This window comes from Vreelandella sp. GE22 (assembly GCF_968212445.1).
On sequence record NZ_OZ309110.1, the window covers coordinates 2,079,358 to 2,106,134 of the forward strand.

General features: G+C 61.8%; 22 protein-coding genes. 3 read left to right on the forward strand and 19 right to left on the reverse strand.

Going from position 1 to position 26,777, the window contains the following annotated elements; genetic code table 11:
- Positions 1-10 precede the first annotated feature (10 nt).
- A complete protein-coding gene (locus tag ACWHRL_RS09955) occupies positions 11-1,252 on the reverse strand; it encodes a lipoprotein-releasing ABC transporter permease subunit (RefSeq protein ID WP_447529002.1) in 1,242 nt (413 codons plus the stop codon).
- Between the two features lie 202 nt (positions 1,253-1,454).
- On the opposite strand from ACWHRL_RS09955, the gene ACWHRL_RS09960 reads away from it, so the two are divergent.
- Positions 1,455-2,525 (forward strand): agmatine deiminase family protein, encoded by a 1,071-nt coding sequence (locus ACWHRL_RS09960; protein WP_447893529.1) that lies wholly within the window; start codon positions 1,455-1,457, stop codon positions 2,523-2,525.
- Positions 2,522-3,424, forward strand: a complete 903-nt coding sequence (locus tag ACWHRL_RS09965; RefSeq protein WP_447893530.1) for a carbon-nitrogen hydrolase — start codon at positions 2,522-2,524, stop codon at positions 3,422-3,424. The genes ACWHRL_RS09960 and ACWHRL_RS09965 overlap by 4 nt, the downstream gene beginning before the upstream one ends.
- A gap of 94 nt (positions 3,425-3,518) precedes the next feature.
- Here ACWHRL_RS09965 and ACWHRL_RS09970 read toward each other — a convergent pair whose 3' ends face one another.
- The 4 genes from ACWHRL_RS09970 to ACWHRL_RS09985 form a co-directional block, all read right to left on the reverse strand.
- Positions 3,519-4,466, reverse strand: a complete 948-nt coding sequence (locus ACWHRL_RS09970; protein WP_447530520.1) for a Nudix family hydrolase — start codon at positions 4,464-4,466, stop codon at positions 3,519-3,521.
- 103 nt (positions 4,467-4,569) lie between these two features.
- Positions 4,570-5,790, reverse strand: a complete 1,221-nt coding sequence (gene argJ, locus ACWHRL_RS09975) for a bifunctional glutamate N-acetyltransferase/amino-acid acetyltransferase ArgJ (RefSeq protein WP_447893531.1) — start codon at positions 5,788-5,790, stop codon at positions 4,570-4,572.
- Between the two features lie 49 nt (positions 5,791-5,839).
- On the reverse strand, positions 5,840-8,572 hold the full coding sequence (secA, locus tag ACWHRL_RS09980; RefSeq protein WP_447893532.1) for a preprotein translocase subunit SecA: 2,733 nt from the start codon (positions 8,570-8,572) through the stop codon (positions 5,840-5,842).
- A 74-nt stretch (positions 8,573-8,646) separates the two neighbouring features.
- Positions 8,647-9,003 carry a hypothetical protein gene (locus ACWHRL_RS09985; RefSeq protein WP_447529007.1) on the reverse strand — a complete coding sequence of 119 codons (357 nt, stop codon included), beginning with the start codon at positions 9,001-9,003 and terminating at the stop codon, positions 8,647-8,649.
- A 92-nt stretch (positions 9,004-9,095) separates the two neighbouring features.
- On the opposite strand from ACWHRL_RS09985, the gene ACWHRL_RS09990 reads away from it, so the two are divergent.
- Positions 9,096-9,566, forward strand: coding sequence for a DUF721 domain-containing protein (locus tag ACWHRL_RS09990; protein WP_447893533.1), 471 nt, complete (start codon positions 9,096-9,098; stop codon positions 9,564-9,566).
- 102 nt (positions 9,567-9,668) lie between these two features.
- Here ACWHRL_RS09990 and lpxC read toward each other — a convergent pair whose 3' ends face one another.
- From lpxC to ftsL, 14 genes are all read right to left on the reverse strand, one after another.
- Positions 9,669-10,580, reverse strand: a complete 912-nt coding sequence (lpxC, locus tag ACWHRL_RS09995; RefSeq protein ID WP_447893534.1) for a UDP-3-O-acyl-N-acetylglucosamine deacetylase — start codon at positions 10,578-10,580, stop codon at positions 9,669-9,671.
- A gap of 160 nt (positions 10,581-10,740) precedes the next feature.
- Positions 10,741-11,919 carry a cell division protein FtsZ gene (gene ftsZ / locus ACWHRL_RS10000; protein ID WP_447529010.1) on the reverse strand — a complete coding sequence of 393 codons (1,179 nt, stop codon included), beginning with the start codon at positions 11,917-11,919 and terminating at the stop codon, positions 10,741-10,743.
- A 33-nt stretch (positions 11,920-11,952) separates the two neighbouring features.
- Positions 11,953-13,242, reverse strand: a complete 1,290-nt coding sequence (gene ftsA / locus ACWHRL_RS10005) for a cell division protein FtsA (RefSeq protein ID WP_447529011.1) — start codon at positions 13,240-13,242, stop codon at positions 11,953-11,955.
- A gap of 651 nt (positions 13,243-13,893) precedes the next feature.
- Positions 13,894-14,607: a cell division protein FtsQ/DivIB gene (locus ACWHRL_RS10010; protein ID WP_447893535.1), complete on the reverse strand. Its 714-nt coding sequence runs from the start codon at positions 14,605-14,607 to the stop codon at positions 13,894-13,896.
- A 39-nt stretch (positions 14,608-14,646) separates the two neighbouring features.
- Positions 14,647-15,576, reverse strand: a complete 930-nt coding sequence (locus ACWHRL_RS10015) for a D-alanine--D-alanine ligase (RefSeq protein WP_447893536.1) — start codon at positions 15,574-15,576, stop codon at positions 14,647-14,649.
- Positions 15,573-16,985: a UDP-N-acetylmuramate--L-alanine ligase gene (gene murC, locus ACWHRL_RS10020; protein WP_447896163.1), complete on the reverse strand. Its 1,413-nt coding sequence runs from the start codon at positions 16,983-16,985 to the stop codon at positions 15,573-15,575. Before murC ends, ACWHRL_RS10015 begins: the two co-directional genes overlap by 4 nt.
- 53 nt (positions 16,986-17,038) lie before the next feature.
- The gene (gene murG / locus ACWHRL_RS10025) at positions 17,039-18,136 is read right to left on the reverse strand and encodes an undecaprenyldiphospho-muramoylpentapeptide beta-N-acetylglucosaminyltransferase (protein WP_447893537.1); all 1,098 of its coding nucleotides are present in this window, start codon (positions 18,134-18,136) and stop codon (positions 17,039-17,041) included.
- 14 nt (positions 18,137-18,150) lie between these two features.
- A complete protein-coding gene (gene ftsW / locus ACWHRL_RS10030) occupies positions 18,151-19,332 on the reverse strand; it encodes a putative lipid II flippase FtsW (protein WP_447893538.1) in 1,182 nt (393 codons plus the stop codon).
- Positions 19,329-20,702, reverse strand: a complete 1,374-nt coding sequence (gene murD, locus ACWHRL_RS10035) for a UDP-N-acetylmuramoyl-L-alanine--D-glutamate ligase (protein WP_447893539.1) — start codon at positions 20,700-20,702, stop codon at positions 19,329-19,331. The genes ftsW and murD overlap by 4 nt, the downstream gene beginning before the upstream one ends.
- Before the next feature lie 83 nt (positions 20,703-20,785).
- Positions 20,786-21,868 (reverse strand): phospho-N-acetylmuramoyl-pentapeptide-transferase, encoded by a 1,083-nt coding sequence (gene mraY, locus ACWHRL_RS10040; RefSeq protein WP_447529017.1) that lies wholly within the window; start codon positions 21,866-21,868, stop codon positions 20,786-20,788.
- Positions 21,869-21,887: 19 nt separating this feature from the next.
- The gene (locus tag ACWHRL_RS10045; protein ID WP_447893540.1) at positions 21,888-23,231 is read right to left on the reverse strand and encodes a UDP-N-acetylmuramoyl-tripeptide--D-alanyl-D-alanine ligase; all 1,344 of its coding nucleotides are present in this window, start codon (positions 23,229-23,231) and stop codon (positions 21,888-21,890) included.
- The gene (locus tag ACWHRL_RS10050; protein WP_447893541.1) at positions 23,231-24,724 is read right to left on the reverse strand and encodes a UDP-N-acetylmuramoyl-L-alanyl-D-glutamate--2,6-diaminopimelate ligase; all 1,494 of its coding nucleotides are present in this window, start codon (positions 24,722-24,724) and stop codon (positions 23,231-23,233) included. The genes ACWHRL_RS10045 and ACWHRL_RS10050 overlap by 1 nt, the downstream gene beginning before the upstream one ends.
- Before the next feature lie 15 nt (positions 24,725-24,739).
- Complete coding sequence (locus ACWHRL_RS10055) at positions 24,740-26,446, reverse strand: peptidoglycan D,D-transpeptidase FtsI family protein (protein WP_447893542.1); 1,707 nt, start codon at positions 26,444-26,446, stop codon at positions 24,740-24,742.
- Positions 26,443-26,775 (reverse strand): cell division protein FtsL, encoded by a 333-nt coding sequence (ftsL, locus tag ACWHRL_RS10060; RefSeq protein ID WP_447529021.1) that lies wholly within the window; start codon positions 26,773-26,775, stop codon positions 26,443-26,445. The genes ACWHRL_RS10055 and ftsL overlap by 4 nt, the downstream gene beginning before the upstream one ends.
- Positions 26,776-26,777 lie beyond the last annotated feature (2 nt).

A 26,777-nucleotide genomic window follows, 5' to 3' on the forward strand; every position in this document is an offset into this window, starting at 1 on the left:
GGGCGCGTCCTTATTCATAGCGCAGTACGTCCGCCGGCTGTACGCGCGCGGCCCGCCAGGCGGGATAAAGCGTCGACAGGAAAGTGAGACCGAAAGCGGCCAGAACGATGTTACGAATGTCGTCGAACAGCAGCCGCGACGGTAGGTGGCTGACGAAGTAGACGCCGGAATCGAGGAACTGAATACCCGTGATGCCTTCGAACCAGCCGATTACATCCGAAATCGTTAGCGCCAGCACCACCCCGGCCAGCACCCCCAGGGCGATACCGATGATGCCGATGGTCAGCCCCTGAACGATAAAGATCCCCATGATAGAGCGCGGCGTGGCGCCGAGGGTGCGCAAAATAGCGATGTCCGCACGCTTATCGGTGACTACCATGACCAACGTCGAGACGATGTTGAACGCAGCGACCGCCACGATCACCGTCAGCAACAGCCCGATCATGCGTTTTTCCATCTGGATCGCCTGGAACAGACTGCCTTGGGTAAAGGTCCAGTCGCGGCCCACATAGCCCGGGCCCAGGTCGTTGACGATCGCTTGGGTTTCGCTACCAGCCACGAACAGGTCGTTGAGCTCGAGGCGCAGGCCGCCGATGGCGTCGCCAAGGCGCGCCAGGGTCTGCATGTCTTCGATGTTGGCGTAGGCCAGGCTGCCGTCAAGATCGGCCCCCACGCTGAAGATACCGCTGACCGTAAAGCGCTTGAGACGCGGAAAGACGCCCGCCGGGGTAATCGAGGCCTCGGGGACCAGCAGCGTCACCCGATCGCCGACACCGACGCCCAGGCGGCTGGCCAGTATCGAGCCCAGCACCACGTTCCACTCGTTCGGCGCTAGATCGTCAAGCTCGCCCCGGCGCATGTGATCGCCGATGATCGATACCTGATCCTCCCAGGCCGGGTCGATACCGGTCACCATGGCGCCCTCGTTGCGCCCGCTGGCCGAGAACATGCCTTGCTGCTCCACGTAGGGCGCCACGCCGATGACGCGGTCGCGCTCGATCAGCCGGTCGGCGAGCGCCTCCCACTCGACGAGCCCGGGCTGATACTCGATCTTGGTGTGCGGCACCATGCCCAGAATGCGCGTGCGCAGCTCGTAGTCGAAGCCGTTCATCACCGACAGCACGAGAATCAACACCGTGACGCCCAGCGTCAAACCCAGCATCGAAATCAACGAGATAAACGAAATAAAGTGGTTTCGGCGTTTAGCGCGCACGTAGCGCAGCCCCACCAAAAAAGGCAAACGATCAAGCATGGCATCATTCCTTGGTTATATGGCGCCCATGGTACGGTTTTTTTATACGCCCTGCATGGGTAAACACGCATGACAGAAGTAATCTTTTACCCGGCGCGGTGGCGCGCGGGATGACTTGCAACTTGGCGGGCGAGCCCCTACATTGCGCCCTTTGGTCGGTATCCAAGCCCGGCCTCTTCCTTGGCAACGAGAGCATGCAATCTTGGCACACCCTACTGACCGTTTGCTGCCGGAATGGCACCCCCAGGATGGACTGCAGCTCACCTGGCCGCGCCCGGACGGCGACTGGCGCCCCCTTTTAGAGCGTATCGAGGCAACGCTCGAGCGCATCGTGCTGGCCGCTGTGCGCTATCAGCGTGTTGTCGTCAGCGTACCGGATACCGCCACAAAGACGCGCCTTGGCGAACGTTTTGCCACCCTGGGCGTTTCCCGCGCGCGGCTGCTGCTCATCGAAGCCGCCACCGACGACACCTGGGCGCGGGATCACGGCCCGCTTGGGGTGATGCGTGCGAACGGCGAAATGGCACTTCTCGACTACACCTTTACCGGCTGGGGCGGCAAGTTTCCCGCCCGCCGCGACGATGCCTTGACGAAAGCGCTCGATAGCAAAGGGGTTTGGGCCTGCAAGGTGGTGAGCAAGTCGCTGGTACTGGAAGGTGGCGGTATCGAAACCGATGGCCGGGGGACGCTTTTAACCACCAAAGCATGCCTTTTAAATCCGAACCGCAACCCGGACTACTCCCTCGAGGCGCTCGAGCACGCGCTAAAAACGGACCTGGGCGTCGAACGAATACTGTGGCTCGAAAACGGCTACCTGGCCGGCGACGATACCGACAGCCACATCGACACCCTGGCCCGGTTTTGCAGCCCCACGACCATTGCTTACGTGCGCTGCGACGACGAGACGGACCCGCACTATTCGGCGCTCAAAGCGATGGAAGCCGAACTACAAGAGTTTCGCCAGCCAAACGGTGAGCCCTACCGTTTGATCGCCCTTCCCTGGCCCGCGGCGGCGTTCGACCCCGAGGATGGCCACCGCCTGCCGGCCACCTACGCCAACTTCACTATCATCAATGGCGCCGTACTGGTGCCTACCTACGCCGACGCCAACGACCTGGCGGCATTGGACGCCTTGGCCAGCGCGTTCCCCGAACACGCCATCATTCCCATCGAGTGTCAAAGCGTGATTCGCCAACACGGTAGCCTGCATTGTCTGACCATGCAGCTACCCAAGGGCACGCTTAACCAGGCCCTTTTCGAGGAGGCACCATGAGCAACACTTTGAGCGTGGCAGTGATCCAGCAAGCGGCCTGGCCGGACAAGGCCCAGAGCCTGGCCGAGAGTGAAAAAGGCGTGCGCGACGCCGCCGCCCAGGGGGCGAAACTGGTGCTTTTGCAGGAGCTTCACGCTACGCACTACTTCTGCCAGTACGAAGACCCGGCGCTTTTCGACCTGGCCGAGCCTTTGGATGGCCCCACGGGCCAGCGCCTGGCGGCCCTGGCCCGGGAGCTCGATATCGTGCTGGTCGGCTCGATTTTCGAAAAGCGCGCCGCCGGGCTCTACCACAATACCGCGGTGGTGTATGACGGCGCCAAGGGGCGAGTGGGCCAGTACCGCAAGATGCATATCCCCGACGACCCGGGCTTTTATGAGAAATTCTACTTCACCCCGGGCGATATCGACGCCGCCCGGGGTGAAGGCTTTACCCCCATCGACACCTCGGTGGGAAGGCTTGGCGTTTTGGTGTGCTGGGATCAGTGGTACCCGGAAGCGGCACGCCTGATGGCGCTGGCCGGCGCAGAGCTACTGCTCTACCCCACCGCCATCGGCTGGGACCCGAATGACGATGATGCAGAGAAGGCGCGCCAAAAGGACGCCTGGACGTTGGTGCAGCGCGCCCACGGCGTCGCCAATGGCCTGCCGGTACTGGCCGCCAACCGGGTCGGTTTCGAGCCGGACCACTCCGGGGTCGGCGCCGGGGTCGACTTCTGGGGCGGCAGCTTCATCTGCGGTCCCCAGGGCGAGTTTCTGGCCCACGCCTCGACGCGCACCGAACAGCTCGTGGCCACCCTCGATATGATTAAAAGCGAGGATACCCGGCGTATCTGGCCGTTTCTTCGCGACCGCCGGGTCGATGCCTACGCTGACTTGACCCGCCGCTACCGCGATTAAACAAAAGCACCGGCGCCCTCAAGGACGCCGGTGCTTTTGAATGCTTCACGCCTTTCGAGCAGCCTCTAACCGGGGCACTCGAAAGGCCAAGTAGCTACTTCCAGAAATCGCGAATCGACGCGATGCCCTGGGCGCCAACCGCGCGCGCGTGGTTGGCGTCAAAGCGGGTCATGCCACCGAGGGCGAAAACCGGCATGCCGGCATGCTCGACCAGCTGCTGAAAATCGTGCCAGCCCATGGGCGCGACATCCGGATGCGAAGGCGTCGTGCGAAGCGGCGAAAGGGTAACGAAGTCGCAACCCAGACCTCGCGCCTTATTGAGCTGCTCCTCGTCGTGGGTCGATGCAGACAGCCACTTGCCCTCGGCAATGGGACGGCGCTCCAGCTCCATCAGGCGCTGGCTGGTCAGATGAATACCATCGGCATCCACCTGCTCCAAAATATCCGGCTCGCCGTTGAGCAACAGCCTGGCGCCGAATTCGCGGCACAGCGCCAGCGCCTTCTCGGCGCGCTTGAGGTAAGCATCGCGTTCGAGCCCCTTGGCACGCAGTTGGACTAGACGCACGCCATCTTCGTCGAGGGCGCGGCGCAACAGGGCCTCGAAGCGTTCATCGTCGGGTTCCTCCCCGGTGATCAGATACTCCTTGGGCAGCATGACCGCGCGCAAAATCGGCAGGTTAGCCGCCGGGAAGGGGTAGCCGGCCAGATCTTCCATCGCGACCCAGCGCACCGCCTGGCCTTCCCGCCCGAAAGGCTCGCCGGCAAACTCATGCACCAGCCAAACATCGAGCAGGATATGTTTGTCGCTGTACTCGTGATGAACGCGAATGAGCGGCTGAGCACGGCGGATCTCGACGCCGAGCTCCTCGTGAAGCTCGCGCTTGAGCCCTTCAAGACCGGTTTCGTAAGGCGCCAGCTTCCCCCCAGGAAACTCCCATAGACCGCCGTGATCCACGTTGGAAGGCCGGCGGGCAATCAACACATGCTTTTTGTCCGCACTAACGATGGCGGCCGCGGCGACGTGAACCCGTCGTTTTACCATTACATTCATTACGTGTTTTCCACATTGGAGCGCTATGACATGGCGTAGCGCTTAACTGCACAGGACTAAACTTTACTATAAACGCGACTCGATCAGGCGCCGGCTAGCTTCGATAGTCAGCGTTGATCGATACGTAATCGTGGGAAAGATCCGAGGTCCACACCGTGGCGCGGGCATCGCCACGCCCAAGCTGGATACGGATCGTGATCTCTTCTTCGGCCATCACGCGGCTACCCGCGGCTTCCGAGTAGCTCGCCGCTCGGCCGCCGTTTTCGACCAGCCGGACATCGCCCAAGTCGATCATCACGCGGCTGACATCGAAGGCCTCGACCGGCGCGCGGCCAACGGCGGCCAGAATGCGGCCCCAGTTGGCGTCGCAGGCATACAGCGCGGTTTTCACCAGCGGCGAATGGGCCACGGTAAAGGCGACGTCCCGCGCCTCCTTGACGCTCTCGGCGCCGTCTACCTCGAGGGTGACGAACTTTGTGGCGCCTTCGCCGTCGCGGATGATCGACTGGGCAAGCCGGGTCATCACCTGGCCAAGCGCTTGCTTGAATACCGCGACCTGCGCATCAGTCTCTACCCGTACGCCGGTGTTGGTGGCGGCCAGCATACAGGCATCGTTGGTCGAGGTGTCGCTATCCACGCTAATCGCGTTGAAGGATTCATCTACGGTTTCGCGCAGAAGCCGGGCCAGCAGGGGCTGCTCGATGCTCGCATCGGTGACCACGAAGCCCAGCATGGTTGCCATGTTGGGCTTGATCATGCCCGAGCCTTTGGTAATCCCATTGATGTTAAAGGATTGGCCGTCGATCTCTGCGGTCACCGTGGCGCCCTTGGCGCGGGTGTCGGTGGTTAGAATGCCCTCCCCGGCCAACGCCCAGGCCTCGGGGCCATCCTCCAGCGCCTCAAGGGCGGCGGGAAGACCGGCCAACAGGCGCTCCATGGGCAGCGGTTCGCCGATGACGCCGGTCGAAAACGGCAGTACCTGGTGCTTCAAAACACCGGCCTGTTCCGCCAGGGCCTGGCAGGTCTGGTACGCATCCCTCATACCTGCTTCACCGGTGCCCGCATTGGCGTTGCCGGTATTGATGACCCAGTAGCGCGGCGCCGCGCTTTCATCCTGCAAATGCGCCTTTGCCGCCATCACCGGCGCGGCGCAAAATGCATTTTGGGTAAACACGCCCGCCGTGGTGGCGGTGCCTGGCAGCTCGATGACGACGAGGTCACGGCGCTGGGGCTTTTTTATCCCCGCCATGGCAGACCCAAGCCGCACCCCCTCGAGGGGCGGCATTTGTGGAAACGGATAGTGACCCACCGCCATGCTCTTCTCCTTTAACGTAAACCGATTCTCGCCTTAAACCGAGAGCGGGCTATTGAAGCTTGCCGCAGCACTGCTTGTATTTTTTACCCGACCCGCAGATACACGGATCGTTGCGCCCGACCTTCGGGCCTTCGCGGCGCTGGGGCTGGGCTTCGGCGCCGGCGGTAGCAGGTGCGACCGCTTCGCTGGCTTGCTCCGGTACTTGCTGGGCCTCGGAAGCGGCGGCCTTTTCCCGTGCGGCGTCTTCGCGGCGCTTCTGCTCGAGGGCATCCACTTCTTCGGGCTGGCGCACCTGAACGTGGCTCAAAATCCGCGTGACGTCGGCCTTGATATTGGTCAGCAGATGCTGGAAAAGCTCGAATGCTTCGCGCTTGTATTCCTGCTTGGGGTTTTTCTGGGCGTAGCCGCGCAGATGAATACCCCGGCGCAGGTGATCCATCGACTGAAGGTGCTCTTTCCAGCGGGTATCGAGCACCTGCAGCATGACCTGCTTCTCGAAGCGCTGAATGAGCGCCTGGCCGGCGGCGGCGATTTTGGCGTCATACGCTTCGCGGTGCATGGTTTGCAGGCGCTCTCTGAGCTTCTCTTCGCTGAAGCGCTCATCTTCGCCCGCCCACTGGGTGACCGGCGCATCGAGGTTGAACTCGGTTTTCAGGTGCGCTTCGAGTCCGGCCAGGTCCCACTGCTCCGCCAGGCTCTGGGGCGGCACGAAGTCGCTGATGGTGCTTTCCATGACCTCTTCGCGAATACCGATCACGGCTTCGGAAACGTCGTTGGAACCCAATACGTCGTTGCGCTGTTCGTAGATCACGCGGCGCTGGTCGTTGGCCACGTCGTCATACTCGAGAAGCTGCTTACGGATATCGAAGTTACGCCCTTCGACCTTCTTCTGGGCGCGCTCGACGGCGTTCGAGACCATCTTGTGCTCGATCGCCTCGCCGCGCTCGAGCCCCAACGCCTGCATCAAACGCTTGACCCGGTCCGAGCCGAACAGGCGCATCAGGCTGTCTTCCAAAGACAGGAAGAAGCGCGTGGAGCCCGGGTCGCCCTGACGACCGGCCCGGCCGCGCAGCTGGTTATCGATACGCCGCGACTCGTGGCGCTCGGAGCCGATCACGTGAAGGCCGCCGGCCTCGAGCACCGCGTCGTGGCGCTTTTGCCACTCGGCCTTGAGCTCGGCGATTTGGGCATCGCTCGGGTTGTCGAGCTTAGCGGCGTCGGCTTCCCAGTTACCGCCGAGCACGATATCGGTACCGCGGCCCGCCATGTTGGTGGCGATCGTGACCGCCCCCGGACGACCCGCCTGGGCGATGATTTCGGCTTCGCTCTGGTGCTGTTTGGCGTTGAGCACGCTGAACTCGACGCCCGCCTCGAGCATCAGCTTGGCAAGATACTCCGAGGTTTCGATCGAGGCGGTACCTACCAGCACCGGGCGTCCGGCTTCGGTCACGGCCTGAACGTCCTTGATGATCGCTTCGAACTTCTCTTCGCCGCTTAGGTAGACAAGGTCGTTGAGATCCTTACGCGCCAGCGGCCGATTGGTGGGAATCACCACCACATCGAGGCCATAGATCTGGCGGAATTCGAAGGCTTCTGTATCGGCGGTGCCGGTCATCCCCGCCAGCTTATCGTACAAGCGGAAGTAGTTCTGGAAGGTCGTGGAGGCAAGCGTCTGGCTTTCGCGCTGGACCGTCACCCTCTCTTTGGCTTCCACCGCCTGGTGCAAGCCTTCCGACCAGCGCCGTCCGGGCATGCTGCGCCCGGTGTGTTCGTCGACGATCACCACCTGCCCTTCGACGACGATATAGTCCACATCGCGCTGGTACAGGTAGCGCGCGCGAAGCGCCGAGTGCACGTGCTGCAACAGGTTCAGGTTCTGCGCGGCGTAGAGCGAGTCGTTTTCGCCCAAAAGCTCCTGGGCGCGCATCATCTCTTCGACCTTGTTGTGACCCTGCTCGGTGAGCTCGACCTGCTTTTGCTTCTCGTCGAGCACGAAATCGCCGCTCACCGGCGTCTCGTCGTCTTCGCTCACCTCGCCACGCTCTAGCTGCTGGGCCAGACCATTGACCACATTATAAAGCTCGGTGTTTTCGTCCACCGCGCCGGAGATGATCAGCGGCGTGCGCGCCTCGTCGATCAAAATCGAGTCGACCTCGTCGACGATGGCGAAGTGCAGATCGCGCTGCACCTTCTCGTCGAGGGAGAACGCCATGTTGTCGCGCAGGTAATCGAAGCCGAACTCGTTGTTGGTACCGTAGGTGATATCGCAGCCGTAGGCGTGGCGCTTCTCGTCACCGGTTTGCCCGGAGAAAATGACGCCCACGGTGAGCCCCAGGAATTCATACAGCGGGCGCATCCACTCGGCGTCGCGGCGGGCCAGGTAGTCGTTGACCGTGACCACGTGCACGCCCTTGGCGGGTAGCGCGTTCAGGTAAACCGCCAGCGTCGCGACCAGGGTTTTACCCTCGCCGGTTTTCATTTCGGCGATGCGCCCGCTGTGCAGCGTCATACCACCGACCATCTGCACATCGAAGTGGCGCATGCCCATGACGCGCTTGCTCGCCTCACGCACGACGGAAAACGCCTGGGGTAGAAGCTTGTCCAGCGACTCGCCGGACTCGAGACGGGTGCGTAGCTCGCCGGTCTTTGCCTGAAGCCCGGCGTCGTCAAGCGCCTCGATCTCGGTTTCCAGCTTGTTGACGTCCAGGACGCTTTTTTTCATGCGCTTTACGTCGCGGTCGTTTTTCGAACCAATGGCCTTGCGCAGTAGTGTATTAATCATGAACCTTCCAAAATCATTTCAAGCGCGCCCGCGGGGCACCCTGTTAAATAAAACGGCGAAAAAAAGAGTGACAGCTACTGGTGGGGCGGTCCGCGCTGGGTCAGCACGTCTTGAGCGGCGACCTTATAAAGCGTGATAAAAGAGGTATCCCAAAGCCTTTTACAAAACCGTACGGTGGGGGTTTTGACGCGACAGGCCAGGTGTCGTACGCGGCGCTTGATCGCGATACGCCGGGACTGAGCACGCAAGATAGCGGGTACCCAGAGGCATACCAAAACCGCGCGCTCGCCGCGGTTGGCGGCGCTTGCGGGCGACAGGCCCACCGGGAGCAAGCAGCTTACCAAAAGCCCAGCCAGCCACCAGCGCGCCAGCCCACAGCGGCGAGCGCGCCCTGGGGCGGTCAAAGTGGCTGGCGCGGCGTTAAGCGGCATGCTGGGTGTCGGCTCCTGAGCGTGGTAGGCTCTTTGTCTTACGCCGGGCTAAAGCCGCGGGCGTATCGAATCGGTTCTTTGGAATTAAGCGTATGAGTATAAAGGTTAAGCGTTCTCGCGCACAGCCCATCAACCAGGTACTTGCAAGCTCGTCCGAGGTGAGCAACCTGCTGCGCCAATCGCGTATGATCGACCAGGCCCAGCGTCATCTTAGCGCCCATCTACCCGAAGAGATGCGCGAGCATATCTTTGTCGGCGGCTTCAGCAATGCGCGGCTCACGCTGATTAGCGGCCAGGCCAGCTGGCTTGCCTGGCTTCGATTCGAGCAAAGTCGGCTACTCGAACTGCTCCACCAGTTGCCGGGCTTCGAGGCCGTCACCGGCTTTCATTTCAAGGTACGTCCGGTACGCCCGATTACCGCACCGACCCGAAACACCCGCGCGCTTTCCCAAAGCGCCGGTGAAACGCTGACCCAATGCGCCGAGGACACCCGAGATGCACGCCTCAAAGGCGCGCTGGAGCGCCTGGCCTCCCACGCCAAAGGTAAAAATAGCCCCAAATAAACGCATAAAGCACCGCAAGCGGTGCTTTATAAATGGGGTAAGGTAGGTTTTTTTCAACCGCCCACCCCGGATTACTTTGGGCCAGTGCTTCTGCCCGATACCTTAGGCCATGGCTGGTGCGGCGTAGGAGATCGGGGCGACGTCCTTCTCGTCTTCGAACGTCACGATCTCGAAAGATTCGGGCCGGGCCAGCAGCTCGCGGCAAAGCTGATTGTTGAGCGCGTGACCCGACTTGATGCCACGAAACTCGCCAATCAAACTAAAGCCAAGCTGGTAAAGATCACCGATGGCGTCGAGCACCTTGTGCTTGACGAACTCATCTTCGTAGCGCAGCCCGCCCTCGTTCACGATGCGGTAATCATCGACCACGATAGCGTTGTCGAGGCTTCCGCCCAGCGCCAGATTATTGGAGCGTAAAAACTCCAGATCGCGCATGAAACCGAAGGTGCGTGCCCGCGAGACTTCCTTGACGAAGGAGGTCGTCGAGAAGTCGATCAATGCGTGCTGGTTTTGTTGCTCGAACACCGGGTGATCGAAATCGATCGAAAACGATACTTTAAAGCCCTGATAAGGCAGAAAAACCGCTTCCTTGTCGCCGTCACTCACCGCGATGCGCTGCTTGATGCGAATGAATTTCTTGGGCGCATCCTGCTCCAGAATCCCCGCCGACTGAATCAGAAAAACAAAGGGACTGGCGCTGCCATCCATGATGGGTACTTCCGCAGCACTGATATCCACGTAGGCGTTGTCGATTCCAAGGCCTGCAAACGCAGACATCAGATGCTCGACCGTCGCCACTTTGACACCCTCGAAGGAGAGCGCGGTGCAAAGCCGCGTGTCTTCCACGAGCTCGGCGCGAGCAGGAACGTGTACCACGGGGTCCAGATCGGTTCTGACAAACACTATCCCTGTGTTTGCGGGTGCCGGTCGCAAAGCCAAATGGACTTTTTTACCCGAGTGCAGACCCACTCCGGTAGCGCGAATGACATTTTGTAATGTGCGTTGTCTGATCATGGGCGTGGTAGAACTCTAAAAACGGCGCCGCCCGGCAAAAGGCCGGCACGCCGAGGGAAAGAAAAGTTATCGAACAGTGTTTACTTTAACAGCAAACGAGCGCCTTAACCAATAGGTCGTGGTTAAAACGCTCGCTGGTAACTCAGCGCACTGTATTGAATCAATCCGCCTGGCGGCGTAAAAACGCGGGAATATCCAGGTAGTCGTCGGATTCCGCGGAACGGCGCTTTTCCGGGCGCGGCTTGGGCGACGATTCCTGGGCTTCAGCGCGCGCCGCCGACTGCTGACGCGTCACGGTGGGCTGCTGCATTTTACGGTAGTCCGCCGGCTCCGCTGCGGCGCGGCGCGTGGCCGGTTCGCGAACGGCCTGCTTGGGCTTGTTGCCATCGAGGCCCGCAGCCACCACGGTCACGCGCAGCTCGTCGGACATCTCCATGTCGATCGAGGTGCCGACCACGATCGTCGCTTCCTGAGAGGCGAACTCTTGAACCGTGGCGCCCACATCGTTGAACTCGCCGATGGAGAGATCCGGGCCAGCGGTGATGTTGACCAGAATACCGCGGGCACCGTGCAGATCGATATCTTCCAGCAGCGGGCTGCGAATTGCTTTTTCCGCGGCTTCGCGAGCACGGTTTTCGCCGGTGGCGCCACCGGTGCCCATCATCGCCATACCCATTTCGGACATCACCGTGCGCACGTCGGCAAAGTCGACGTTGATGATACCCGGGCTTGTTATCAGCTCCGCAATACCCTGAACCGCCCCGAGCAGCACGTCGTTGGCGGCGCTGAAAGCGGTCAAGAGCGTAGCGTTTTTACCCAGTACGGATAAAAGCTTCTCGTTGGGAATGGTGATCAGCGAGTCGACGTGCTCGGAGAGCTCTTTCATGCCCTCTTCCGCCGCGCGCATGCGCTTGGGCCCTTCGAACGGGAACGGCCGCGTGACCACGGCCACCGTTAGAATACCCAGCTCCTTGGCGACCTGGGCTACCACCGGCGCACCGCCAGTACCGGTGCCACCGCCCATACCGGCGGTAATGAACACCATATCGGCGCCGTCCAGAAGCTCAGCGATACGCTCGCGATCTTCCATGGCCGCCTGGCGCCCCACCTCGGGGTTCGCACCGGCGCCCAGCCCTTTGGTGATCTCGCCACCCAGCTGTAACACCGTTTTAGCCGATACGCGCTTGAGCGCCTGAGCGTCGGTATTGGCACAGATGAATTCAACACCTTCGATGTTGCTTTCCACCATGTGGTTGACCGCGTTACCGCCGCCGCCGCCAACACCGACCACTTTAATGACCGCACTGCTCGAGGGTGCGTTATCTACCAATTCGAACATAGCCCCGTCTCCTGAACCGCGCTTGCGGCCCTGTCAGAAATTTCCTTTGAACCAGCCTTTGATTTTCGCTAGCGCCGAATGACCATCCCTGCTATCACGCTGAACGAGCTCACCGCGCGCTTTATGCGCCGTGCTAACTCGCCCATGGCTCTCCAGACCTTGTCCGTGACGTGCCTCTTGTAGTGCGTAATGCAAAAGGCCAACGCCTGTCGCATAGATGGGGTTGCGCACCACATCCGCCAGCCCGCGCACGTTTTGCGGGCAGGCGATGCGCACCGGCATGTGGAAGATCTCTTCCGCCAGCTCGCTCACCCCTTCCATACGCGAAGTGCCGCCGGTGAGTACCACTCCGGCGGCCACCATGTCTTCATAGCCACTGCGGCGTAATTCATCGCGTACCAACGTAAAGAGCTCTTCGTAGCGCGGCTCGACCACTTCCGCCAACGCCTGGCGGGATAGGTCGCGCGATGCGCGGTCTCCAACGCTTGGTACCTTGATCATTTCATCGCTTGCGGCCAGCTGGGTCAGCGCGCAAGCGTACTTCACCTTGATCTCTTCAGCATGCTGGGTCGGTGTACGCAGCGCCATCGCAATATCGTTGGTCACCTGGTCACCGGCGATGGGAATGACCGCCGTGTGGCGTATCGCGCCTTCGCTGAATATGGCCATATCGGTCGTGCCCCCACCGATATCGACCATGCACACCCCAAGCTCGCGCTCATCTTCGGTGAGCACCGCCATACTGGATGCCAGCTGCTCCAGGATGATGGCATCCACGTCAAGCCCGCAGCGGCGGACACACTTTTCGATATTTTGCACCGCGTTCAAGGCCGCGGTGACCAGGTGCACCTGAGCCTCCAGACGCACGCCCGACATTCCCAGGGGTTCGCGAATGCCGCCCTGGGCGTCGATGGAGAATTCCTGAGGCAGCACGTGCAGCACGCGCTGGCCTTCGGAAACGGCCCGGGCGCGGGCGGAGTCGATAACACGATCAATATCAGACGGGGTGACTTCACGCTCTTTAATCGCCACCACACCGTCTGAATTCATCGAGCTAATGTGACTGCCGGCAACGCCTACGTACACCGAATGGATGTCGCAGCCGGCCATGAGTTCCGCCTCTTCGACCGCGCGTTGAATCGACTGGACCGTCGATTCGATATTGATCACAACGCCACGCTTCATCCCTCTTGAAGGATGAGAGCCTATACCCGCAATCTCGATTCCACCGTCATCGGTGGGTTGACCGACTATCGCGACGACCTTGGACGTTCCGATGTCCAGCCCGACAACCATATTGGATGCATTGGGTGAGCCTGCCATGAGTCGGGTGATCTCCTTATAGTAATCCTGTAAACGATAGACGGTTGATGGTCGACAACCGCTTATCTACACATTTGCCTGTCATTGATAGCCATTAGCCGACTATTCTCGACGAACTATCTGCAACGAACTATCTGCAATGAACTATCCGCAACGAACTATCTGCGACGAACTATCTGCAACGTACTTTATTTCTCAGCGCACTTTATTTCTCAACGTTCTTCATTCTCATAGCGGAACATCTTCGAATCGGCGCTTTAAAGTGACATTATTTACTCAACGCCTTTTGCCAAATTATCCCTGGTGACAGGTCTGTACATGGCGCTTAAAACCTGTATATTTATACACGAGCATCGTAAAAGCCCGTTTAAAAATACTCAGATAAACAACGAGCGCTTAAGCCGCGTTGGCCTCCATGAAGCACTGCCGATCCTTAAATGTTATACGTTGATCAGAGCATGTAACACTAAATCAACACAAATAAACATCAGCGAACAAACCCATCATATAGAAACGATGACCATTATACGACCAGTCATGCACCACGATAATGGGCTTGGCGGATAATTTAAACCCCATTATCGGGTTTTCCTTGTTGGCAAACGCTCACTTTTACCTTTCAAGCGCCGCTTTATTCATTAAAGCGGCTTTTTACTCCTCGCTATCGTCGAAATCGCTCTGCCCGTGCCAGGCAACCGACACCCCGTTGGGGTAGCGAAGATCGATATAGCGAATCTGGTCGCCCTGGCTTGCAAGCTCGCGCTGCCAGGAGGCCGTGAGCCTGGCCAGGCGAATATCGTGCTGGCGTCTACCCAGCATGACCCAGGCGCCGTTATCGAGCTGTAGTCGCCAAGCGCCGCGGGGCTCAAGGCGCAGCTGGGAAAGCGTTAGCGACAGCGTGGCAAAGTGCGGAGTCAGGCGCTGATAGTAGTCGAGCACCTCTTCACTACTGCCCGCGGGCCCTGCCAGGTCGGGCAGGTTCGGCGGTACATCAAGCGGTGCGAAGGGAAAAGGCTCCCCTAGCGGATTGAGCAAGAAATCGTCGTTCCAGCGCGCGATCGGGTCCTGCTCGACCAGCTCGAAGACCAGCGCATTGGGCCACTCCCGAGAAATACGCACCTCGAAAAGCCAGCCGATTCTAAGCGCCCGTTCGCGCAGCTCGCCCAGATCCGCCGAAAGCCAGGTCGCGTTTTGCACCAGTGGTGCAAGCTGGGTGCGCAGGTAGTCGGCGCTGACGTAATCCCACTCGCCGCGAATCGAGACCCGCTCGATGGGCCGGTCCAGCCAAAGCCATAGCGCCCGACCGCCCGCACCGAGCAGCAGCGCAAGCAAAATCACGCCCACCCATGCGTTACGCTTTTTCATAAAGCTGTCTTCATAGAACTATCTTCACAGTAGAGAAGCTCATGCGGGGCCGGCGGTCGCTAATATCTTCATGACCAGCTCGTCGAAGCCAATGCCGGCGTGCGCCGCGGCCTGGGGGACCAGGCTATGATCGGTCATACCGGGCACGGTATTCACTTCGATTAGCCAGAACGTGCCGTCGGCGTCGCGCATCACATCGATCCGCCCCCAGCCCTGCCCGCCCATGGCGCGAAACGCCTTTTGGCAAAGCGCGGCCAGCGCCTGCTCCTCACTCGTGTCGAGCCCACAGGGCAAATGGTAAAGCGTCGTATCGGAGAGGTACTTCGCTTCGTAGTCGTAAAAGCCGCCGGGCACTTCGACACGAATAGCGGGGAGTGCTTCATCCCCCAAAAGCGCCACGGTGTACTCTTCGCCTTCGATGAACCGCTCGGCCATGACCTGAGCGTCGAACCGGGCGGCTTCGGTATAAGCGGCTTTAAGCTCCGCTTCGCTTTTGACGATGCTGATCCCAAGCGTCGAGCCTTCGTGAACGGGCTTGACGATCATGGGTAGGCCGAGTGCATCGATGACCGCGCTCCAATTCGCATCGTCGTCCAGCGTGATACTTTCGGGGGTCGGCAACCCCTGGGCGCGCCACACCTGCTTGGTGCGCTCTTTATCCATACCCAAAGCCGATGCGAGCACACCGCTGCCGGTGTAGGGAATGCTCAAAAGCTCGAGCGCGCCTTGGAGGGTGCCGTCTTCGCCGCCGCGCCCGTGCAGGGCGATGAACACCTGTGAAGGTGCCAGCGCCTCGAGCCCGGCAAGGCCGCCATCGCGTGGGTCATAGCCCGTGGCGTTCACGCCCTGGCGTTTTAGCGCTTCGAGTATGGCTGCACCGCTTTTCAGCGACACCTCGCGCTCGCCGGAGACGCCCCCCAACACGACCACGACGTTATCCAGCGACGTGTTCATTGCTTGTGTACTCATAGCTCAACCTCGTCCAGCACAAGCCTTGCCTTTGCCAGGGCCAGCGAAATACCGCCGATATCGCCAGCGCCCTGGGTGATTAGAATGTCGTCCGGGCGCAGCACCTTTTCCAAAATCGTCGAAAGCTCCTGCTTCTCCTCGACGAACAGCGGGTCGACCTCGCCGCGCTGGCGAATCGAGCCGGCAAGCGTTCGCCCTTCCGCGCCTGGAATCACCGCCTCGCCGGCGCTGTAAACGTCCAACAGTACCAGGGTGTCGACCTGGGAGAGTACGCGCACGAAGTCCTCGAACAGATCCCGGGTGCGGCTGTAGCGGTGAGGCTGGTAGAGCATCACCAGGCGCCGCTTGGGCCAACCGGCGCGAACCGCCTTGATCACCATATCGACTTCACGAGGGTGGTGGCCGTAGTCGTCGACCAGCATGACCTCGCCGTCTTGACCCGGCGCCGGGAAGTGGCCATGCACCTGAAAGCGCCGCCCGACGCCGGCAAACCCGGCGAGTCCGGCCAGAATCGCCTCGTCACTCACCCCGGCGTCGGTCGCCACCACGATCGCCGCCATGGCATTTTGCGCGTTGTGGCGGCCTGGCATCGCCAGACGCACTTCGAGCGGCGCAGCGCCGTCCGGGCGCAGCGCGGTAAACGTCACTTCGCCTTCGCGCTGGGTGAAATTCGTGATGCGGTAGTCGGCCTCTTCGTTGAAGCCATAGGTGACAAACTGGCGCTTGACCTGCTCACAGAGCCCGTTGACGTGCGGGTCGTCGGTGCACAGTACCGCCAAACCGTAAAACGGCAAATTGTGTAAAAACTCGATGAAAGTGGTCTTGAGCCGCTCGAAGTCGCCGCCGTAGGTCGCCATATGATCGGCGTCGATGTTGGTGACGATCGACACCATGGGCTGAAGGTGCAGAAACGAGGCGTCGGATTCGTCGGCCTCGGCCACCAGGTAATCGCCCTCGCCCAGGCGCGCATTGGCACCGGCGCTGGTCAGCTTACCGCCGATCACGAAGGTCGGATCGAGCCCGCCTTCGGCCAACAGCGTGGCGGTCAGGCTGGTGGTGGTGGTTTTACCGTGGGTGCCGGCGACGGCGATACCGTGGCGAAAGCGCATCAGCTCGGCCAGCATCTCCGCGCGGCGCACCACCGGCACGCGGTGTTCCTGCGCCCAGCGAATTTCCGGATTGGTTTCATCGATCGCGCTGGATACCACCACCACGTCGGCGCCCTCGACGTTTTCCGGCGCGTGGCCCATGAAGACCTTGACGCCACAGCCGCGCAGGCGCTCGGTAACCGTCGAAACTTTCATGTCGCTACCGCTAACCGCGTAGCCCTGGTTGGCCAGCACCTCGGCAATGCCGCACATGCCCGCCCCGCCGATACCCACGAAATGCAGGCGTTTGATTCGCCGCATGCCAGGCCCGGTGGGGGTGCCGGATGGGGTTGGCTTGTCGGTCGTTAAATCGGTCACACCGAATCTCCTTGCTTCACTAACGAAAGGCATCCTGCCGCTAAACGCTCGGTGGCGTCCAGGTGCGCCGCCTGGCGCGCGCTCAAGGCCATGCTGGCCAAGGTGTCGTGGGTCAATAGCTCGCCCAACAGCGCAGTCAGCCGCTCTGGGGTCAACTCCTTTTGCACTACGCAGCGCGCCGCCCCGGCCTTGACCAGCACGTCGGCATTGACGCGCTGATGATCGTCCACCGCAAAAGGAAATGGCACCAAAAGGGCCGGTTTCGCCGCCGCGGCAAGTTCGGCCACGGTCAAAGCGCCCGCGCGGCAGACCACCAGATCCGCCCAGTCGTAGGCGGCGGCCATATCGTCGATGAACGCGCTCACCTGGGCCTCGACATCGAGGGACCGATACGCCTGGCGTGTCGCCTCATCGCGATCCTTGCCCGCCTGGTGCCACACCTCGGGGCGGCTGGCTTCATCCAGCGCCGCTAGCGCCACCGGTAGGCGTTCGTTGAGCGCCACGGCGCCCAGCGACCCGCCGACCACCAGTAGCCTGAGCCGGCGCGCGGTGAGCTCGGCGTTTGTACGCGGCGTTTCACCCAGCACGGCGATCTCGCCGCGCACGGGGTTGCCGATCACCTCGGCGCGAGGGCCAAAGGCGTTCTCGAAAGCGGCGTAGGTCTTGTTGGCCAGCCGTGAAAGCACCCGGTTGGTCAGCCCCGCCACGGCGTTTTGCTCGTGAATCACCAGCGGTATACCCGAAAGTTTGGCGGCGAGCCCGCCAGGGCCGCTGGCAAAGCCGCCAAGGCCGACGACGACATCGGGCTGGAAGCGTTTGATGACGCGACGGGCATCACACACCGCCCGGCTCAAATTGAACGGCGCCTTGAGCCAGCCCACCATCCCCTTGCCGCGTAGCCCGGCAATGGCCACGGTGTGAAGGGTAATACCGGCCTCGGGTACCAGGCGGTTTTCGATGCCGCGTGGGCTTCCCAGCCACTCCACCGCGACGTTCTGCGCCTGCAGCGCCCGGGCGAGCGACAGTGCAGGAATCACGTGACCGCCGGTACCGCCGGCCATGATCAAAATGCGTCGACGTGCATTCGTCGTCACAAATAACTCCTTACTCAAGATAAACGCGGCTCGAAGCGAGACTTATACGGGGTGGAGGCGCGCCGGGGGCTGTGGCGGGTTTCGGCGTCTACGCGCAGCAGCAGGCCAATCATCATACCGGTCACCAGAAGACTCGAGCCGCCGTAACTAATCAGGGGAAGTGTGAGCCCCTTGGTGGGCAGAAGTCCGGAGCTTACCGCCATATTGATAAACGCCTGGGCGGAGACGATGAACCCGATACCGTAGCTTACATAGGCGCCGAACAGGTGCCCGGCAAGCTCTGCGCGCCGGCCAATCAGCATGGCGCGGGTAACGAACAGGGTAAAGAGCGCCACCACGCTGATCGCGCCGATCATGCCGAGCTCTTCGGCGATCACCGCGAAGATGAAGTCGGTATGCGCCTCGGGCAAGTAGTGGAGTTTTTGCACGCTATTGCCAAGCCCGGTGCCGGCGACATGGCCGCGCCCGAAAGCGATCAGCGCCTGGGTCAGCTGGTAGCCGGTCGCGAACTGATCCGCCCAAGGGTCCAGGAAACTGGTCCAGCGGGCCAGCCGGTAGGGCTCCATCACGACCATCATTACTGCGCCGAAGGCGAGAACGCTGCCGCTGCCGATCAGTAGCACGAGCGAAGCGCCGCTCATCATCAGCATGCCGATGACGCACACGGTATACACCACCATGCCGCCGAAATCCGGCGCCAAAAAGAGTAGTCCGGCGGGCACGGCGAGCACCGCGATAGGCCGCCACATGCTGAACGCCCGATTGCGCAGGTCATAGGTAAAGCGCGACATGAACGCCGCCATATAGAAAATCAGCCCCACCTTGCCAAGCTCGGAGATTTGCAGGCTGGGAAGCGGGCCGGGCAGCGAAATCCAGCGCTTACTGCCGTTTATTTCCTGACCGACCATCAATACCATGACCAGCATGAAAATACTGGCGAGCAGAATCAGCGAGGCGTTCTGGCGCCAGGCCTCCAGCGGCACGCACAGCATGAAAAGGCACGCAATCCCGGCCACTAGCAAAAAGACCGCGTGCTGGCGAGAGTAGTAGTAGCTGTTTTCCAGCAGGCCGACCGAGGCCGAACTCACCATGATCCAGCCAAGCCCGGCAAGCGTTACCACCGCCACGATCAGCCAGACATCGCAGGGCAGATGCTTAGTGGTCACGGCATTCATAAAGCGTTGGCGTCGGCTCATGCACCCACCTCACTGCGTTGACGGTTGACCCACTCACGAAACGCCTCGCCACGCGCTTCGAAGTTGGCAAATTGATCGAGACTGGCGCAGGCCGGGGAAAGCAACACGCAGTCCCCCGGGCGCGCCGTCTCGAAGGCAAGCGCCATGGCCTGGGCGAGGTCGTCCACCTCGCGCACCGGGACCGTTTCACCCAGGACGGCCTTCAGGCGCGGGGCATCCGTGCCAAACACCACGACTTCCCGGGCGTAACGGGCGAGCGGCGCCGCCAGCGGCGTAAAGTCCGCGCCCTTGCCGACACCCCCGGCCAGCAAAACGAGCCGCCCTTCGAGGGTGGCGCCAATGCCGTCGATAGCGGCCAGGGTCGCCCCCACGTTGGTGCCCTTGGAGTCGTTGACCCAGCGCACCCCATTAAGCGTGGCGATGACTTCGCTGCGGTGGGCCAGGCCCTTGAAATCCACAAGCGCCCGGCACATGCCAGATAGCGAAAAACCCAAGCGGTCGCCCAGGGCAAGGGCGGCCAGGGCGTTCATGTAGTTGTGCTGGCCGGCCATGCTCAGCGAATCCGTGCGTAGCAGCAGGGTTTCCCCCTGGGCGAGCCACGTCTGGCCTTCCACAGTTTTCACCCCCCACTCCCCTGCCTCGTGGGCGCGGCTGCCAAAGCGCGAAACCCGCGCGGCGCCGCGAGGCCAGGTCAGCGGGTCGTCGGCGTTGACCACCGCGTGTTCGGCGCCGATAAAAATGCGCGCCTTCGCCTCGCGGTAGCGCGCAAGGCTTTCGTGTCGGTCGAGGTGGTCTTCGCTTAGATTCAAAAACGCCGCGGCCGTCGCGTCGAGGCGCGGGGTCGTTTCCAGCTGAAAGCTCGATAGTTCGAGAATATAAAGCGCTGCCTCGGGATGGGTCTCCAGAAGCTCCAGCGCCGCCGTGCCCAGATTCCCCCCGACCGCGGCGTTGACACCGCAGGCACGGGCCATCTCGCCCAGCAGCGTCGTCACGGTGGATTTGGCGTTGGAGCCGGTAATCGCTGCCACTGGCGCTTTCACCGCGCGCCGAAAAAGCGCGATTTCCCCCACGAGCCTCGGCTCGCCGGTGCTATCGTTGACCTGTTCGAGCAGGCCTTCAAGGCCTGGCGTACAAGGGTCGACGCCCGGGCTAATTACGACTTCCCGGGCGCGACTGAAATCGACCGCGGTCAGCGGGCCACAGTAGGTAGTGGCCTGGGGGTAAAGCGTCTGAAACGCTTCGAGCCCTGGCGGCGCGGTACGCGTGTCCAAAAGCGCAAAGGGTGCGCCCAGGCGAGCCAGATGGCGGCAGATCGCCCGGCCGGAAACCCCCAGACCGATAACGGCGGTCACGCCCTCAGGTATCTGCATTGCTTGGCTCCTTACGTACGGCCGGCGATCCGGCGGCCAGTGCTCTGACAGCCAGCCGCTGGCCTTGCGAGAATCGCGTGGTCCTAGCGCACTTTCAGGGTGGCAAGCCCCAATAGCACCAGCACCACGGTAATGATCCAAAAGCGCACGATTACCCGGGGTTCCGGCCAACCCTTGAGCTCGTAATGATGGTGAAGCGGCGCCATGCGAAAGATACGCCGCCCGGTCAGTTTGAACGACCCCACCTGCAGGATCACCGACAACGTCTCGACCACGAAGATACCGCCCATGATGAACAGCACGATCTCCTGGCGAACGACCACCGCCACGACGCCAAGCGCCGCACCAAGGGCCAGTGCGCCGACATCGCCCATGAAGACCTGCGCCGGGTAAGTGTTGAACCACAAAAAACCCAGGCCAGCGCCGGCGATCGTTGCGCAGAACACCGCGATTTCGCCGGTACCATGAATGAACGGAATATGTAGGTAGTTGGCGAACACCGCGTTACCACTGGCGTAGGCGAACACCGCAAGCCCCATGGCCACCAAAACGGTGGGCATGATGGCAAGCCCGTCCAGGCCATCGGTCAGATTGACCGCGTTGGAACTTCCAACGATCACGAAGTAGCTCAGCACGATATAGAAAACGCCCAGCGGCAGCGCGAAATCCTTGAATAGCGGCAGCAAAAGGCTTGTTTCGGCGGGGGTGGTCGCGCTGAAATAGAGAATCAGCGCCGCGCCGAGACCGACCACGGATTGCCAAAAGTATTTCCACCTGGCCGGCAGGCCGCGGGGGTTTTTCTCGACCACCTTGCGGTAGTCGTCGACCCAGCCGATCGCGCCGAAGCCCAGGGTAACGGCCAGCACCACCCATACGTAGTGGTTGGCCAGGTCCCCCCAAACGAACGTACTGATGGCGATGGACATGAGAATCATGACGCCACCCATGGTGGGCGTGCCGGCCTTGGAGAGATGAGACTGGGGCCCGTCGTCGCGTACCGACTGACCGATCTGGCCGTCGACTAACCGCCGAATGACCCACGGCCCAAGCCACAGGCAAAGCATGAGTGCGGTGATGGCCGCCAGGATGATGCGAAGCGTGAGGTAGTTGAAAACCTGAAAAGCGCTTTGGTATTGAGCTAGCAAATTCGCCAGGTGAAGTAACATGAACGGCGTTTACCCTGTTTCAACCGAGCAGCGCGGCAAGGACGTTTTCCATGCCCGCGCTGCGTGACCCTTTCACCAATAGCGTGGCGTTAGGCGGCAACGTATTAATAATATGACGCGCGAGCGTCTCGTGGTCGTCAAAGTGGTACCCGCGACCGAAGGCATCGCTGACGGCGCGCGCGGCGTCGCCGCAGGTGAGCAGCGTATCGACACCGATTTCGCGTGCGTAGCGCCCTACTTCGCCGTGTAGCGCCTCGGCGTTTTCGCCAAGCTCGCCCATGGCCCCCAGCGCACACCAGTGCGGCCCGGGGAAGCTTTTAAGCGTATCGAGCGCCACCTTCATCGCACCGGGATTGGCGTTATAGGTGTCGTCCAAAAGCGTACTGCCGTTGGGCCCTTCGATCACGCTAAGCCGCCCGGCAAGCGGCGCAAGCGCCGACAACCCCGCCACCACGCGATCCGCTGACACCCCAGCGGCAAGCGCGGCGGCGGCGGCGGCCAGAGCGTTGCTCACATTGTGCTTGCCGGGCAGCGCCAGGCGCACTTCGCCAAGCGCGCACCCCTTTCGAACAAGCGTGAAAGCATACCGCCCTTGGCTGTCGCAGGAAAGTGCCTTTGCGCAGACATCCGCTTCGCTATCAACGGCGTAGCTCTGCACCCGGCCCGGGGCAAGCGCCGCCCAGGTGTCGAAATAGCGGTCTTCACGATTGAGTACCGCCACGCCGTCGGGCTTGAGTCCCAGCAGCAATTCGCTTTTGGCCTGGGCGATGTGGCCCATACCCCCGAACTCGCCGACGTGGGCCCCGGTCACGTTGGTGATGATGGCCACATCGGGGGCCGCCAAGCGGCTGGTCCAGGCGATCTCCCCCAGGTGATTGGCGCCAAGCTCCACCACCGCCGCCCGGTGCTCGGGGGTCAGGCGCAAAAGCGTCAGCGGCGCGCCGAAATCGTTATTGAGATTGGCCTCGGTGGCCAGCACCGGCCCCAGGGGCGCGAGCAGCGCCGCGGTCATTTCTTTGACGGTGGTCTTGCCGCTGTTGCCGGTAACCGCCACCAGCGGGGCGTCGAAACGCGTGCGCCAGGCCCTAGCCAAAAGCCCCAGCGCCAGGCGGGTATCGGCGCACACCAGCTGGGGCAGCGCCGAATCGACCGGCGTTTGTACCAGCGCGGCCGCCGCCCCCAGGGTGCGTGCCTGCTCGATAAAGTCGTGAGCGTCGAAGCGCACTCCTTTGAGCGCAACGAACAAACAACCCGGCGTGATACGCCGGGTATCGGTCACCACGCATGTGAACGCGAGTGCCGGGAAGTCGCCGGGTAGGGTTAGATTCAGGGACGCGGCAACGTCCGCTACGTGCCAACGCATTAACCGCCGCTCCGCAGTTCAAACGCCTTTAGCACTTCGGCTGCGTCGCGGTAGTCATGACGCACGCCGTCGATCTCTTGATAAGCCTCGTGACCTTTGCCCGCGATCAACACGACGTCACCGACGCCAGCCTGGCCAATCACCTGCTCGATGGCCGCCCGTCGATCGCCGATTTCGCTAAACGCGCCGGCTTTGCTAAAGCCTTCGGCAATCATGCGGCGAATGGCGTCGGCGGGTTCGCCCCGGGGGTTGTCGTCGGTGATCACGCTGTGATCGGCCTGCTTTTCAGCCACTCGCGCCATTTCCGCACGCTTGCCGGTGTCACGCTCGCCACCACAGCCAAACACGCACCAAAGCTTGCCGGACTCGCTTAGATGATCGCGCAGCGCGCCCAGGGCCGAGTGAAGCGCATTCGGGGTATGGGCATAGTCGATCACCACGCTTGGGGAATGGGCCGCTTTATAAAGCGCCATGCGCCCGGGAACCGGATTGAGCTTCGACGCGGCCTCGAAAAGCGCGCCGAGCGGCTCGCCAAGCCCGTAAAGCGTGGCGATGGCGAGCAGCACGTTATCCAGGTTGAAGCGCCCCATCAGGTTCATCTCGAGGGTCTTTTCCCCCTCCGGGGTAGCGATGAGCGCGTGTTGGCCCAGTGCATGAGGGTGCCAGCCCACCACGCGCAGCGTACAGGCCTGGTCATCGCCGATGGCCAAAACGCGCACGCCTTTTTCCAGACCTGCCAGCATGAGCCTTGCCAGCGGGTCCTGGGCGTTGACCACGGCAAGCTCTAGCTCCGGGCGGCGAAAGAGCTTCGCCTTGGCCGCCGCGTAGGCGGCCATGCTGCCATGGTAATCGAGATGGTCCCGGCTCAGGTTGGTAAACACGCCAGCACGGATATTACAGGCGGTTAGCCGCTGCTGATCCAGCGCATGGGAGGAGGCTTCGATAGCCACGCGCTGGGCACCACTTTGGGCAAGTTCGGCCAAAGAACGCTGTAAAAAAAGCGGTCCTGGCGTGGTCAGCCCGCTATCGGCCAGCTCGCCAAGCCGGCCCGTACCCAAAGTGCCGATCACCCCGGCCGGGGTATTCAAAAGCTCGCTCAGCTCGGCAATGTAGTGGGTGACCGAGCTTTTACCGTTGGTGCCGGTCACCCCAATCAAGTCGAGGTCATCGGGCACGGCGAAAAGCGCACGCCCCAGCTCACCCAGGCGAAGCACCAGGTGGGGCAAATGAAGCACACACCCCTCTAAGGTAACGCGCGGCTTTTTCGAGTGCGCCAGCACCAGCGCGGCACCCTGCTCGAGGGCGGCATCGATGTAATCGCGTCCATCGCGTTGGCTACCTGGCACGGCAACGAACACGTCACCCGGGGCAACCGCTCGGGAGTCGCTGGTCAAACGGAACTCATCGGGTAACGCGGGTAGCTTTTCAGGCAGCTCATTGGCCGGCCACCCTTTCTTTAACGCATCCCACAAACGGCGGGGGCTGGACGTCATTTTGTCTCCTTCACGCTATTCCACTTCGTAGTCGGGCGGTACATCCAAAAGCCGTAACGCATTGCCCGTCACGCTGGAAAAAACCGGGGCGGCGACCGCGCCGCCGTAAAACTGACCGGCCCGTGGGTGGTCGATCATCACCACCGTCACGATACGCGGATCCGAAATCGGTGCGATACCCGCAAACACGCTGCGGTAGGCGTCGACGGCGTAGCCTTGCTGGCCGGTTTTGCGCACCGTTCCAGTCTTGCCGCCCACCCGGTACCCCTCTACTCGGGCGCGACGCCCGCCGGAGGTAGGTCCGACCGAGGTTTCGAGAATATCGAGCAAATCGTTGGCGACACTCGGGTCGATCGCCTGACTCCCTTGTGGGGTGTCGGAAAGGCGCAAAAGCGAGGGCGACATGCGCACGCCGTCATTGGCAAGCGCGGTATAGGCGCTGGCCAGCTGAACCGCCGAGACCGAGAGCCCGTAACCGTAGGAGAGCGCGGCGCGCTCACTACGCGACCAGCGAACCGGCGCGGGCAGGCTACCGGTGGACTCGCCGGGGAAGCCGGTACCGGGGCTTTGACCAAGACCAAGCTGGTTGTACTTCTCCCAGACCGTCGTATCGTCGAGTCGAAGAGTGAGCTTGGACATACCGATATTGGAGGATTTCTCCAGAATGCCGGGCAGGTCCAGCTCGCCGTAGTTGCGAATATCGCGAATGGTGAACTGGTCGATGCGCATCCAGCCAGGCGAGGTGTCCACGATCACATCGCGGTCGACCACGCCGCTTTCGAGAATCGCCGCCATGGCCAGCGGTTTCATCACCGAGCCGGGCTCAAACACGTCGACCAGCGCCTGGTTACGCAACCCCCGCGGGTCGAGGCCGGCGCGGTTATTCGGGTTGTAGGACGGCAGATTAGCCATGGCCAACACCTCGCCGGTGCGTGCATCCATGGTGACCAGCACGCCGCCATCGGCTTCGTTTTCGGCCACCGCCGCGCGCAGCTCACGGTACGCCATATATTGAATACGTTGATCGATGGACAGCGTCAACTCGCCGCCGGGCTGGGCATCGCTGATGATCCCCAGTTCGCGCACCAACCGCCCGCGCCGGTCGTTGATCACCCGGCGCTGGCCCGGGTGGCCGGCCAAAAAGGGCTGATAGGCGAGCTCGAGGCCTTCCTGGCCGATATCGTCGACGTTGGTCACCCCGAGAATCTGGGCGGCGACTTCGCCCGCCGGGTAGTAGCGCTTGTACTCGCGCTGCTGATAAACCCCGGGGGTGCGCAAATCGAGAATGCGCTGGGCGGCCTCGGGGGTCATCTGACGACGAAGATACATGAATTCGCGGCTTGAGTAGCGCTCGATGCGCGCCTCGAAATCCCCCAGGCTCATACCCAGCGCCTGGGCAAGCATGACGCGCTGGATCGCATCGGCAGGGAGTTCCTGGGGGTTGGCCCAAAGTGTTACCACCGGCGTCGAAATGGCCAGCGGCTCCCCGTTGCGGTCGGTAATCATACCGCGGTGGGAGGGAATCACTTCGTGGCGCAGGGTTCGCGCGTCGCCCTGGCTTTGCAGAAACGGCCGGTCGATCACCTGCAAAAGTGTAATACGCCCGACCAGCACGCAGGCGGCCATGGCGACTAAAACGAGAATGAACAGAAAGCGCCCGCCACCCAAAGGCGGCGCAATGGGCGTCTGCCGGGAGGTGCCCCCGCGGCGGCGTTGGTTCATGGCCGAATAACCTCGACATCGTCTACATCGGGAATGCGCATTTCAAGGCGCTCGGTGGCGATCTGCTCGATACGTGCCGGCGTCGACCAGGCGCCCTCTTCGAGCAAAAGCTGGCCCCACTCGGTCTGCAGCTGGTTCTTTTCCTGCTCAAGGCGCTGAAGCTGAGCGTACTGAGTGCGCGTCATGTGGGTCGTTGCCACCACGGCGAGTGCTGTCAGCATACAGCCGAGAAAGAGCGCCAGGATGATGAGGGGCCAGAGGCGTAAACGTAGCTTGAAGGGCCACTCACTACGCAACACGGACCACCAGTAGTCGATTCGCTCAAGCATGG